At 61.6% G+C, this 12141-nt stretch carries 11 protein-coding genes; 4 read left to right on the plus strand and 7 right to left on the minus strand.

Annotation, left to right across the window (positions count from 1 at the left end):
• Positions 1 to 8: 8 nt before the first annotated feature.
• The 4 genes from hpxZ to AC1RN6_RS03750 form a co-directional block, all read right to left on the minus strand.
• Positions 9 to 392, minus strand: a complete 384-nt coding sequence (gene hpxZ / locus AC1RN6_RS03735; RefSeq protein WP_493003117.1) for an oxalurate catabolism protein HpxZ — start codon at positions 390 to 392, stop codon at positions 9 to 11.
• Between the two features lie 18 nt (positions 393 to 410).
• Positions 411 to 2990 (minus strand): branched-chain amino acid ABC transporter ATP-binding protein/permease, encoded by a 2580-nt coding sequence (locus AC1RN6_RS03740; RefSeq protein ID WP_493003119.1) that lies wholly within the window; start codon positions 2988 to 2990, stop codon positions 411 to 413.
• Positions 2987 to 3865, minus strand: coding sequence for a branched-chain amino acid ABC transporter permease (locus AC1RN6_RS03745; protein ID WP_493003121.1), 879 nt, complete (start codon positions 3863 to 3865; stop codon positions 2987 to 2989). Before AC1RN6_RS03745 ends, AC1RN6_RS03740 begins: the two co-directional genes overlap by 4 nt.
• 126 nt (positions 3866 to 3991) lie before the next feature.
• The gene (locus AC1RN6_RS03750) at positions 3992 to 5179 is read right to left on the minus strand and encodes an ABC transporter substrate-binding protein (RefSeq protein WP_493003122.1); all 1188 of its coding nucleotides are present in this window, start codon (positions 5177 to 5179) and stop codon (positions 3992 to 3994) included.
• 248 nt (positions 5180 to 5427) lie between these two features.
• On the opposite strand from AC1RN6_RS03750, the gene AC1RN6_RS03755 reads away from it, so the two are divergent.
• Genes AC1RN6_RS03755 through AC1RN6_RS03765 form a run of 3 tightly spaced genes read left to right on the plus strand, consistent with a single transcriptional unit; the run spans position 5428 to position 8492 of the window.
• A complete protein-coding gene (locus AC1RN6_RS03755; RefSeq protein ID WP_493003509.1) occupies positions 5428 to 6402 on the plus strand; it encodes a polysaccharide deacetylase family protein in 975 nt (324 codons plus the stop codon).
• 4 nt (positions 6403 to 6406) lie between these two features.
• Positions 6407 to 7630, plus strand: coding sequence for an amidase (locus AC1RN6_RS03760; RefSeq protein WP_493003124.1), 1224 nt, complete (start codon positions 6407 to 6409; stop codon positions 7628 to 7630).
• 49 nt (positions 7631 to 7679) lie between these two features.
• Positions 7680 to 8492, plus strand: coding sequence for a GntR family transcriptional regulator (locus tag AC1RN6_RS03765; RefSeq protein WP_493003126.1), 813 nt, complete (start codon positions 7680 to 7682; stop codon positions 8490 to 8492).
• 93 nt (positions 8493 to 8585) lie between these two features.
• On the opposite strand, the gene AC1RN6_RS03770 is transcribed toward AC1RN6_RS03765, so the two are convergent.
• The 3 genes from AC1RN6_RS03770 to AC1RN6_RS03780 form a co-directional block, all read right to left on the minus strand.
• Positions 8586 to 9602: an LLM class flavin-dependent oxidoreductase gene (locus tag AC1RN6_RS03770; RefSeq protein WP_493003128.1), complete on the minus strand. Its 1017-nt coding sequence runs from the start codon at positions 9600 to 9602 to the stop codon at positions 8586 to 8588.
• Positions 9603 to 9671: 69 nt separating this feature from the next.
• The gene (gene curA, locus AC1RN6_RS03775; protein WP_493003130.1) at positions 9672 to 10712 is read right to left on the minus strand and encodes an NADPH-dependent curcumin/dihydrocurcumin reductase; all 1041 of its coding nucleotides are present in this window, start codon (positions 10710 to 10712) and stop codon (positions 9672 to 9674) included.
• 90 nt (positions 10713 to 10802) lie between these two features.
• Positions 10803 to 11393 (minus strand): TetR/AcrR family transcriptional regulator, encoded by a 591-nt coding sequence (locus AC1RN6_RS03780; protein ID WP_493003132.1) that lies wholly within the window; start codon positions 11391 to 11393, stop codon positions 10803 to 10805.
• A 182-nt stretch (positions 11394 to 11575) separates the two neighbouring features.
• Between AC1RN6_RS03780 and AC1RN6_RS03785 the strand changes: the two genes are divergently transcribed.
• Positions 11576 to 12124: an ester cyclase gene (locus AC1RN6_RS03785; protein ID WP_493003133.1), complete on the plus strand. Its 549-nt coding sequence runs from the start codon at positions 11576 to 11578 to the stop codon at positions 12122 to 12124.
• The last annotated feature ends 17 nt before the right edge of the window (positions 12125 to 12141 follow it).

Here is a 12141-nt window from a genome sequence, read left to right on the forward strand (position 1 = left end):
AGTGTGGCTTAATTGTCCATCCACGACACGTGCGCCGCCACGATCCGCCAGCCTTGCGGCAAGCGCAGCCAGGTATGGCTCTGGCGACCGACGCGCGCTTCACCGGCTTTGGTGAATTCAGTGTTGGCGGTGGCGTAGTCGCTGCCATACGTGGTGATCACGGTCTGACGCAAGTCGCGTGCCAGATTCTTGGGCGAGCGACTGTTGCGGAAAGCCTGAATGGTATCGTAACCAATCAGGTTTTCGGTGGCGCCGTAGCGCAAAGTGTGCGGACTGTTCCAGAACAGTTCGTCCAGAATCGCGAGGTCGTTGCTGACCAGCGCGTATTCGTAGCGCTCGAAGGCAGCCGTGACTTCGGCCACGATTTCCGGCAGGTTAATCTCGTGTTCCATGTTTTTCTCAGTGTCTCTTCAGTGTGCGCCCAGATAGGCTTTTGCCAGCGCATCGTTGGCGGCGATTTCTGCGGCGCTGCCTTCGGCGACGACGCGGCCGCCTTCGATGACGTACGCGCGATCGGCCAATGCCAGCGCCAGCGCCGCCATCTGATCGACCAGCAGGATCGTCATGTCTTCATCGCGCAAGGCATCCAGCGCGGCAAACAATTCTGCGATTATCTTCGGTGCGAGGCCAAGCGACGGCTCATCGAGCAACAGGATGCGCGGCCGCGACATCAGTCCGCGCGCCACCGCCAGCATTTGCTGCTCGCCGCCGGACAACAGGCCTGCACGATGATACAGGCGCTCGCGCAGACGCGGGAAACGGGTGAGCATTTCTTCCACGCGCGTATCCATGTCCTTGGGATAAAGAAAGGCGCCGAGGCGGATGTTGTCCAGCACGCTCAGTTCCGGGAACACCTGGCGGCCTTCCGGCACCAGCACCACGCCATGTCTGACGATCTCTTCGGCGCGCAGATGCATCAGGCTGACGCCGCCGACGTGGATGCCGCCGCGCACCGGCCGGTGCAAGCCGGACAATGCGCGCATCAGCGTCGACTTGCCGGCGCCGTTGGCGCCCAGCAACGCCACCATCTCGCCCTGTTTCACCTGCAGGTTGATGCCGTGCAGGACAGGTTCCGCGCCGTAGCCGGTGACCAGTTCGCCGACGCCGAGCAATTCCTTGCCGGAGCGGCTGCCGCGGATGCGCGCTTCGGCCTGCATCGCTTCGCCGAGATACGCCTGGCGTACGGCGGGATTGTCCTGGATCTCTTGCGGCGTGCCGAGTGCCAGACGCTGGCCGGCATCGAGCACCACGATGCGATGCGAAATGTCCATCACCAGCGACATGTCGTGTTCCACCAGCACCACGCTGATACCGGCAGCGGCGATGCGTTGCAGCAGGCGCGCCAGCTTTTCCTTGTCTTCACGCGACAGGCCCGCAGCCGGTTCGTCCAGCAGCAGGACATCGGGATCGGTCGCCAGTGCGCGCGCAATTTCCACCAGACGGCGGTCGACGTGCGCGAGATCGGCGGATGGAATATCGACCGCGCCTTCATAGCCGCAATACGCCAGCAACTGGCGGCTGCGTTCGCGAATCGCCGCAGCGCTGAAACGGCCGGCGTTGAGCAGACCGCCGAGCTTGCCCTTGCCCATGGCGAGCGCGACATTGTCTTCCACCGTCAGCGTGCCAAAGAGTTGCGAGGTCTGATAGGTGCGCGCCACGCCATGACGTGCAATGCGGAAAGCAGGCAGACCGGCGAGCGCTTTATCATGCAGCGAGAAGCCGCCCAGCGACGGTTTGTAAAAACCGCTCAGCATATTCAGCGCTGTTGTCTTGCCCGCCCCATTGGGACCGATCAGACTGGTGACGGCCGCAGCCGGCACATCGAAACTCAGATCGCCGACCGCGCGTACGCCGCCAAAGATCATCGTCAGGCCGTCTGCGCGCAAAGTACGGCGATCGCGCTGCGACAACACGGGTGCATGCGGTACATCGTCGAATGAAGGAGTAATGACATCATTCGCGGCAACCGGCTTCCTGCCCATTTTTTGAGCAAGCTGGCGCAGCATGCCGATCACGCCGTCAGGCGCAATCCACAACACCAGCAACAGCAAGCCACCGAAAAACAGCAAGCGATAGTCTTCCAGGCTGGACAGCAATTCCGGCAAGACGCCGACGATGATCGCGCCGATCAGCGGCCCCATGGTGGAACCTGCTCCACCCACCACGACCACCAGCACGAACAGAATCGATTGCATGAAGCCGAAAGTGTCCGGCGTGACGAACGTCGACAGCGGCGCGAACAAGCCGCCCGCAAGACCGGCCAGCATGGCCGAGACGGCGAAGGCAACGGTCTTGATCACCAATGGATTGAGACCGATGGATTCGGATGCGGTTTCGCTGTCCTTGACGGCGCGCATCGCTGCGCCCCAGGTGCCGCGCGCCAGCCAGCAAAATGCGGCGAGCAACACGGCGGCGCTGCAGATCGCCAGTAACGCGATGCCCCGCTCACCCTGTACGACGCCGCCGAAGCCGGGCGCGGCAATGCTCATGATGCCGTTCTGGCCGCCGGTGAGGTCGCGCATTTCAATGATGGCGTGCTGCACGATGAAGCTGAACGCGATCGTGATCATCGCCAGATAGGGCCCCTTCACGCGCAACGCCGGCAAGGCCAGCAAAGCACCCAGCGCACCGGCGATCAAAGCCGCCAGCGGCCACGCCATCCAGAAACTGACGCCGAACTTGGTGGTGAGGATCGCCACGGTGTAGGCACCAATGGCGTAGAAGCCGATATGCCCGAACGACACCTGCCCGGTCAGACCGAGCAAGACGTTGAGGCCGATGCCGACCATCGCCATCAGAGCGATGCCGGTCAGCACGAATACATAATAACTATTGACGGTCAGCGCCAGACAGCACACCGCAACAAACGCTGCGAGGCCCACCGACAACTGCAGCGGCGAAGCCAGACCGAGCAAACGACGCGGCGACGACGATACGGCGGCGGCTTTTTTCGCCGCTGCCACAACCGGAGAAGGAGGAGTAGTCATCATACTTTTTTCACCTGTGCGCGGCCGAACAGGCCGTTGGGACGAATTGCCAGCACCACGATCACCAGCGCAAAAGTGATGATCTGGGTATAGCCGGAACCGAGCGTGGAAGTGATCATCGCTTCGGCGATGCCGAACAGCAGACCGGCGATCATCACACCCCAGGCGCTGGTAATGCCGCCGAGGATGGCGACGGCGAATGCCTTCAGTCCGAACAAGGTGCCCATGTCGGCATTGACGTTGAACAGCGGCGCGATCAGCACGCCGGCGATCCCTGCCAGCAGCGTCGACAAGGCAAAGGCAACCGCGATGGCGCGCACGATGGGAATGCCCATCAGTCGCGCAGCGTCGCGGTTCTGCACCACCGCCAGCATGGCGATGCCCCAGCGCGTGCGGCGCGAAATGCGATGCAGGACGGCGGCCAGCAACAGACCGACTACCGGGATCAGCAATTGCAGCGGATACACACCGAGGCCAACACCGCCGACTTCAATCGACGACAGCGCCAGCGGCGACGGCAGGCTACGCGGCTCTTTGCCGAAGGTGTGCATGACGAGGTTGTCGAGCACGATGCCCAGTGCCACCGTCGACATCAGCCAGGCGTTGGAACCGCGATTGGCGAACGGGCGCACGGCCAGGATTTCCACCACCAGTCCATACAGCGCGCACAAGGCCAGCGCCAGCAAGATCGCCGACCACATCGGCCAGCCCAGCGTCTGCGAGAACGTGAAACACAATACGGCCCCCAGCATCATGGAACTGCCCTGCGCAAAATTGACCGTGCCCGATACCGCATAGGTAATATAAAAACCCAGCGCCATCAGGCCATACATACTGCCCAGTCCCAGACCGCTGATCAGTGCCGACAACAGCAACATCTTTCTCTCCCCAAATTTCTCTTAGCTAAATCGTCCTGCTCACTACTTACACCAAAACCAGTTCAGGATCCGCAGCGAGAAGCCATCCGCCGGCGACGGCTTCGCAGCAGGATCCTGCACCAGTTTTTACTGGGTCATGCCGACGGGAAGAATCTTGTTATCGATAAACTGCGCCCAGACGTAGTCATCGGCCTGCAACCCGTCATGCACGGTCGGCGAGAACGGTTTGACGTAGGTCTTGATCAGGCCTTCGTAGCGGTCGATCTTGTAGAAGCCTTCACGGATCGCATCGCCGTTGGTGGAGCCGGCCTTGGCAATCGCCAGTGCAGCCAGTTGCATGCCGTCATAGGCGTTGGCGACGCCGACTGCCGGAGTGATGTCATCCGGTCCCTTGATGTTCGGATACTTGGCCTTCAGGTCCTTGACCACTTTTTCGCCGACCGGCGACAGCTTGCCGAAGAAGCTGAAGGTCTGGACGAAGTGGACGTTCTTGGCATTCGGTCCGGCCAGCTCGGTAAAGCGTCCGCCTGCCGGGCCCCAGTGCGATACCACCGGCACCTTCCAGCCCATGCGATCGAGCGACTTCACGACCTGCGCCGACGGGCCGACGTTACCAACCAAAAACAAGGTATCGGCGCCGGCGGCTTTCAGACGCGTCAGTTGCGGCACGATGTCGACATCATTGGCTTCGAACTTTTCGATGCCGGCCGGCTTCATCGACTTCTCCGCGAGGGCGGCGACGATGCCCTTCTCATTCGATTCGCCCCATGGGTTGTTGACCAGGATCAGACCGGCCTTGGTGGTCTTGAAGGTCTTCTGTGCGTAGGTCAGCATGGCTTTGTCGACCAGTTCATCCACGGCCGAGACGCGAAAGGCGTAGTTCGGATTGGCGCCATTCCTGGTGACGCCGGTGCCGGCCGCCCACGGCCCCATGAACGGCACTTTCTCTGCATTGATGATCGGCACAATCGCCATCGATACCGGTGTATCGAGACCGCCGAAAACCACCGCCACTTTTTCCTTGAAGATCAGTTCGCGCGCCGCCACCACGCCCTTGGCCGGATTGCCTTCATCGTCGCGGCGCACCAGCTCCAGCTTGCGGCCGCCGAGCAGGCCGCCCTTGGCGTTGATCTCGTCGATGGCGATCGTCAGACCGCGCGTGATCGCTTCGCCCGATTGCGCCGACTGGCCGGACAAGGCCGTGACCAGGCCGATCTTGATGTTGTCGGCGGCCATCGCCAGCGGCGACAGGGTGACTGCTGCCAGTGCGGCAATGGCGCTGGCGAGGATGGTGCGGCGGTTGAAACGAATCATGGTGGCTCTCCCGGAACTTGATTAGTTGATTGAATACTGCGTTGATCACTGAGGTCGTTGGTTTTGCGTGTTTCCCGGCATGACTTATGCAAGGGCTATGCCAACTGCCACAATAAAATTTAGTTTTTGCCGACAATATGTATTTAGTATTACCAGCAATAACTTCACTTTATTGATGCAAATAACCATCAGCTATTGAAATCAATAATGCACAGACAATGTGCAGAAAGTGGAAAGAGATGAACAAAATGATGCACAGCGCGACCGGGAATGCACCATCATCGAACGACCGGGATGCCTTCGGCGCCCTGCCGGCCCACGGCCGCTTCGGCTACTCCGCCATCACGCAACGTCCGCATTACCGCTGGCCCAACGGGGCCGGACTCGCGGTCTACCTGGGCTTCAACATCGAACACTTTGCCTTCGGCGAAGGCCTGGGCGCACGGCTCGGTCCGGCCGGTTCGGAACCCGACGTGCTCAACTACGCCTGGCGCGAATACGGCAACCGCGTCGGCGCCTGGCGCTGCCTCGAACTGTTCGACAGCCTCGGCTTGCCGGCCGGTGTGCTGGCCAACACGGCGCTCTACGACCATTGCCCGGAACTGATTGCTGCCTTCGTTGCGCGCGGCGACGAGCTGATCGGCCATGGCCACACCAACGCGCATCAGCAAGGCGTACTGGATGAAGCGGCCGAACTGGCATTGCTGCAACATTGCCGCGAGCGCATGCAGCAGCACAGCGGCCAGGCGCCGACCGGCTGGCTGTCGCCGTGGATTTCGGAAACCGTCGCCACGCCCGACCTGCTGCTGGAAAGCGGCTATCGCTATAACCTCAACTGGTGCCACGACGATCAGCCGACGCACATGCAGACGCGCAGCGGCAAGACGCTGTGGTCGATTCCCTATCCGCAGGAGGTCAACGACATCCCGATGATCGTGGCGCGTCAGATGGACGGCAAGGACTTCGCGCAACTCATCATCGACAACTTCGACGAAATGCTTGATCAATCGCGCAAGCAGCCGCTGGTGATGGGTATCGCCCTGCATCCCTACCTGGTCGGCCAGCCTTACCGCCTGCGCCATCTGCGCCGCGCGCTGGAACACATTGCGCAGGCACGCGACAAGGGTGACGTCTGGTTCACCACGCCGGGCGCAATCTGCGAGCACGTCGACGGACTCGAAGTCCTGAAAGCGGAACCCGCCGTGTCGCTGGTGCAGGGGTAATCGCATGAAGACATCTGCCTCCACTCAACCTGCTCAATCCGCTCAAGCCCGGCAGGCCCACGAAGACTATGCCCGCGCCTGGGTGCCGCATGGCCACTTCGTCGTCGCCGGCTCGCCGCAAGGGCCGCTGAGCGGCCTGCGCTTTGCGGTCAAGGATGTGTTTGACGTCGCCGGCCATCCTACCGGGGCCGGCAACCCGGCATGGCTGGCTACGCATCCGGTGCCGCACACCAGCAGCCCTGTCGTCACGACCTTGCTGGCCGCCGGCGCCACGCTGGTCGGCAAGACCATCACCGACGAACTTGCCTACAGCATCCACGGCGACAATGTCCATTACGGCACGCCAATCAATACCCGCGCGCCGGACCGTGTGCCGGGCGGTTCGTCGAGCGGATCTGTCGCCGCAGTGGCGGCCGGGCTGTGCGACTTCGCGCTCGGCACCGATACCGGCGGCTCGACGCGCGTGCCGGCCAGTTACTGCGGCGTGTGGGGCTTGCGCACCACGCACGGCCTGCTGCCGCGCACGGCCATGGTGCCGCTGCAACCATCCTTCGATACCGCCACGTGGTTTGCGCAGGATGCGGACGTCTTCGAACGCGTGGGCAAAGCCTTGCTGCCGGCGCCATCGCATGACTTCAAACGCGCCCTCCTGCTGACTGACGTGCTGGCACAGGCCGACGAAGTCTTCCACGAGAAGGCGGAGAAGGTATTCGGCGCTTTCGACGGCGCGCGCACGCGCTGCACGCTGGCCGATGCCGACACGCTGGAAAGCTGGCGCCAGACCTATGTCACCGCCTCCGCCTTTGATGGCTGGCAAGTGCACGGCAAGTGGATCTCGGAAAATCAACCTGACTTCGGCCCTGCCGTTGCCGCACGCTGGCGGACCGCCGCCGGCATCAGCGCCAACGCTGCCTCACAGGCGGCGCAACGCCGGCAAGAGATTGCGAGACAAGTCAGCAACTTCCTTGGTCCGGACGGCGTAGCGATCATCCCGTCTGCGGCCAGCGTAGCGCCGCTGCTGACGGCCACCGGCGCGGAAGTCGATCAGGTCCGCACGCGCACCTTCCGCATCACGTGCATCGCCGGACTGGCGGGCCTGCCGCAGGTCAGCCTGCCGTTTGCTACAGACGCAGGGCTGCCGATCGGCGTATCATTGCTGGGCCCGGCAGGCAGCGACCTGGCGTTGATTCGGCTGGCGACGGCCTTGTGGCAACGCTTGCAGACATAGATGTCCGCCAGTCTCTCGCAGAAAAATTCGCAGCATATTGCAGAAAACGATGAACGATATTTCTCTTCGCAGCACAGGCAAAAAAGCCACAGCAAGGCCCAAACCGACATCCAAACCTGCGGCCCGCACCGGCCGTCCCAAGGTGCGCCATGACGCGCTGGCGGATGCTTCCGCCGGCGTAAATGGCGACGACGGCGACGATATCATCCAGCGCATCTACCAGACCGTCTTCGCCAGCGTGATGAGCCAGCGCCTGACGCCCGGCACCAAACTGCCGGAAGCTGCGCTGTGCGAACTGTTCGGCGTCGGTCGCACGGTGGTGCAAAAGGCGCTGCAAAAACTCGCGCACGAACACATTGTCGAACTGCGTCCCAACCGTGGCGCCATCGTCGCCATGCCGACGCCGGAAGAAACCCGTGAAATCTTCGAAGCGCGCCGTTCGCTGGAATCCGCCGTGCTGGCGCTGGCCGTCAAGAACGCCACCAAGTCCGACCTGACCAAGCTGCGCCGCCAGCTCAAGGAAGAACACGCCGCCATGCACGACTATGCACAGACCGACTGGGCGCGGCTGGCCTCGGCCTTCCACCTGCGCGTAGCGGAGTTGTCGCGCAACCCCATCCTGCAACGCTATCTGAGCGAACTGATTTCACGCTGCTCGCTGATCGTGGCCTTGCATGAACCGGCGGGCTACGCCGCCTGCGAACATGACGAACACACCAGCATCGTCGACTTCATCGAACAAGGCGACGTCGCCGGTGCCATCGCCGCCATGGAAGAACACTTGCTGGTGCTGGAACAACGCATCCATCTGGTCAGCGAAAAATCGGCCAACAGCCTGGCCCGCATGCTCGGTATGGAATGAGCGTTCATCGTTAAATGAAAAGGCCGGGCCATTTTCATGGACCGGCCTTTATTTTTGTCTCCTGCTTCCCTGCACTTCAAACTTTTCCCCGCTTCAAAACTCCAGCGTCGGCACTTTCGGCGTCAAAGCCTCGCGCGCTTCCGCCACAATTTCAAACGAACGCAAACGCGCGGCATGATCGTAGATCTGTGCGGTGATCATCAGCTCATCGGCGCCGGTGTCGTCGATGAAGTTCTGCAATCCTTCGCGCACAGTCTCCGGCGAGCCGACGATGGCGCAGGACAGAGAGCGCTCGACATGGGATTTTTCTTCCGGACGCCAGTAGTCTTCCATGGTTTCGCGCGGTGGATTCAGTTGCCCCGGCACGCCGCGCACCAGATTGACGAACTGCTGTTGCAGCGAAGTGAACAGGCGCTCACCTTCACGGTCAGTCTCGGCGGCGAAGACGTTCAGGCCGAGCATGACGTGCGGACGCGCCAGCGCTTCCGATGGCTTGAAGCGGCTGCGGTAGATCTCGATCGCCGACTTCATGAAGCCTGGTGCGAAGTGCGATGCAAAGGCAAACGGCAAGCCCAGTTCCGCCGCCAGCTGCGCGCTGAACATGCTGGAGCCGAGCAGCCACAGCGGCACGTTCAGACCGTAGCCCGGCACGGCGCGCACGGCCTGATAGGGCGAGGCCTCCTTGAAATATTCCTGCAGTTCCACTACATCTTGCGGGAAGGTATCGGCGCTGTCGGCAAGATGGCGGCGCAAGGCGCGCGCGGTACGTTGATCGGAACCCGGCGCGCGGCCCAGGCCGAGATCGATACGGCCCGGATAGAGCGACTCCAGTGTGCCGAACTGTTCGGCAATCACCAGCGGCGAATGGTTGGGCAACATGATGCCGCCGGCGCCGACGCGGATGGTCCTGGTATTGGCGGCGATATGCGAGATTACCACCGAGGTCGCCGCGCTGGCGATGCCGGTCATGTTGTGGTGTTCGGCCAGCCAGTAGCGGTTGTAGCCGAGCGCTTCAGCCTTCTGTGCCAGCTCCTTGCTGTTGTGGAAAGCTTGCGCAGCGGTGCTGCCCTGATTGATCGGCGACAGATCGAGTACGGAAAACGGAATCATGCTGTGTCCTTGCTGACGCCCTGAAACGGGCGACTGAAATAAGCTGCAAAAATAATGAAACGATATGAACTAGGCGATCTGCACCACGAGCTTGCCGAAGTTCTTGCCTTCCAGCATGCCCATGAAGGCTTGCGGCGCATTCTCCAGACCTTGCACCACGTCTTCGCGATACTTGATCTTGCCGGCGGCGACCCAGGCACTCATGTCCTTGAAGAACTCAGCGAAATAACCGGCGCGCTGGTAGTAATCGAAAATAATGAAGCCCTGCATGCGGATGCGCCTGGTCAGCAGGTTGCGCGGCAACGTGGCGAGCAAAGCTGCATTCGGCGCGACGCCGCTGTATTGCGCGATCAGGCCGCACAGCGGCACGCGCGCATGCACGTTGAGCAGCGGCAGTACGGCTTCGAACACCTTGCCGCCGACGTTTTCAAAATAGACGTCGATACCTTGCGGGCAGGCATCCTTGAGCTGTTGCGGCAAGTCGTCGCTGCGGTGATCGATGCAGGCGTCGAAGCCGAGTTCTTCCACGGCGTAGCGGCATTTCTCGGCGCCCCCGGCGATGCCGATCACGCGGCAACCCTTGAGCCTGGCGATTTGTCCGACCACGGAGCCGACTGCGCCGGTTGCCGCAGCAACGACGACGGTCTCGCCTTCTTTAGGCTGACCGATGTCGAGCAAGCCCGCGTAGGCGGTGAATCCCGGCATGCCGAACAGGCCGAGCGCGTACGATGGACGCGGCATGTTCTTGTCCAGCTTGGTGGCCCCGGTGCCGTCCGACAAGGCATAGTCCTGCCAGCCGGTGTAGGCCATCACCAGGTCGCCTTCCTGATAGTCGGGATGCTGCGACGCCACCACGCGCGACACAGTGCCGCCGGTCATGACGCCGCCGATTTCGACACAGGGTGCATACGATGGCGCGTCGCTCATGCGGCCGCGCATGTAGGGATCAAGCGAGAGATAGTCCGCGCGCAACAGGAATTGCCCTGCTGCCGGCGTCGGCACGGCGACTTCTTCGATGCGGAAATTCTCTGGCGTGGGGGCGGCGGCAGGGCGCGACGCCAGGACGATGCGGCGATTGACCGTAGAAGACTGTGTGGCGGATTGCGGCATGATGCTTTCCTTTGGAAAAAGTGAGTCCCTGCCGACCACCATGTCAGCAGTGCTTGCGTTCAAATTTCAATGGGCGATGCGACTCTGGCTTCAGGGTGCAACCAGTACGCGTCTCGTGACATCCATGGCGCCTTCAAGTGCGTCGCGGCCCTTGCTCAGCTTGCTGAGCAGGCTCGCGCCCAGCCACAGCTGATACAGCATCTGCGCCGTCTTGGCCGGTTCCAGCGCGGTGTGCAGGGAACCTTCATCGACGCCCTCCTGAATCAGGCCGGCGATGCGCGCCATGAAGGCTTGCGTACCTTCATGCAAGGCGACCCGCATGTCTTCGGACAGATCCGCCACCTCTGCGCTGAGTTTGACCACGAGACATTTATGCTCGGTCATCTCGCAGCATTGCGTCTCGATCCAGTGCCCCCAGTACGTCAGCAAACGCTCGCGGGCATTGCCCTCGCTGGAGGTAAAAATCTTGTCGATCAGTTGCAGGTAATCCGCAACATATTGCTCAATCAGCTCCTTGCCATAGCCTTCCTTGGAACCGAAGTAATGGTAGAACGAGCCCTTCGGAATGTCGGCTGCCGCCAGCAGCTCGCTCAAACCCACGCCGGTAAAGCCTTTCTTGGCGATAAGGCCCCGTCCTGCAAGCAGGATGGCGAGTTTGGTTTCGGCGTAGGTATCTCTCATGATCCGGCTATTTTACCCAAAAATTAGACCAGTCGTCTAAAGATCAAAAAACGGAGTGATCCGGACGAGCAATTCGCCCATCTTCAAAAATATCAAGAAGATGATTCAAGCGCCGGACACATTCTCAATCAAGCCGCCGCAGCCGACAATGCATTCACTTCCTTGATACCCGGAGAAATACCATGAACAACAAGAAATGGACACGCGCCCTGACGCTGACCGGCCTGGCCGCGACGCTGATGAATGTACCTCTTGCCCAGGCTGCCGAAAACAATTTACCGACACCGCAGCACATCGCCATCGACGCGCCGGCGGGAAGCGCCGCCGATGCCCGCGTACTGGCAGCGCGCCGTTATGCAGCATTCTGGAATACCGGCGATGCCCGGTTGGCGCAACAAGCGCTGAGCCCGTCCTTCATTGACCGCACGCTGCCTGCCGGACGTCCGCAAGGTATCGACGGTCCCTTGCAGGCGTCGGCCGGTTTCCGCAAGGCAGTGCCCGATCTGAGCGCGGAAGTGCAGGACATGACGGTAGCCGGTGATCGCGTCGCAGTGCATCTGCGCTTTCATGGTCACTTCACCGGTGTGTTCGGCACGCTGCAAGGCAAAGGGCAAGCCATCGATTTTCAAGCCCACGACCTGTACCGCATCCAGGACGGCAAGATCGCCGAGAACTGGCACTTGGAAGACAACCTGACGCTGATGCAGCAACTCGGCGTCATCCAGCAATAAGAACAGAAGCACATTAC

The sequence above is a fragment of the Herbaspirillum sp. GW822-FHT03A08 genome (genome assembly GCF_058801885.1).

Coding starts and splice junctions, on each gene's coding strand:
- AC1RN6_RS03770 (WP_493003128.1), bottom strand. CDS start 9,602: ATGATTCCGTTTTCCGTACTCGATCTGTCGCCGATCAATCAGGGCAGC.
- hpxZ (WP_493003117.1), bottom strand. CDS start 392: ATGGAACACGAGATTAACCTGCCGGAAATCGTGGCCGAAGTCACGGCT.
- AC1RN6_RS03765 (WP_493003126.1), top strand. CDS start 7,680: ATGAACGATATTTCTCTTCGCAGCACAGGCAAAAAAGCCACAGCAAGG.
- AC1RN6_RS03780 (WP_493003132.1), bottom strand. CDS start 11,393: ATGAGAGATACCTACGCCGAAACCAAACTCGCCATCCTGCTTGCAGGA.
- AC1RN6_RS03760 (WP_493003124.1), top strand. CDS start 6,407: ATGAAGACATCTGCCTCCACTCAACCTGCTCAATCCGCTCAAGCCCGG.
- AC1RN6_RS03745 (WP_493003121.1), bottom strand. CDS start 3,865: ATGTTGCTGTTGTCGGCACTGATCAGCGGTCTGGGACTGGGCAGTATG.
- AC1RN6_RS03750 (WP_493003122.1), bottom strand. CDS start 5,179: ATGATTCGTTTCAACCGCCGCACCATCCTCGCCAGCGCCATTGCCGCA.
- AC1RN6_RS03740 (WP_493003119.1), bottom strand. CDS start 2,990: ATGATGACTACTCCTCCTTCTCCGGTTGTGGCAGCGGCGAAAAAAGCC.
- AC1RN6_RS03755 (WP_493003509.1), top strand. CDS start 5,428: ATGATGCACAGCGCGACCGGGAATGCACCATCATCGAACGACCGGGAT.
- curA (WP_493003130.1), bottom strand. CDS start 10,712: ATGCCGCAATCCGCCACACAGTCTTCTACGGTCAATCGCCGCATCGTC.
- AC1RN6_RS03785 (WP_493003133.1), top strand. CDS start 11,576: ATGAACAACAAGAAATGGACACGCGCCCTGACGCTGACCGGCCTGGCC.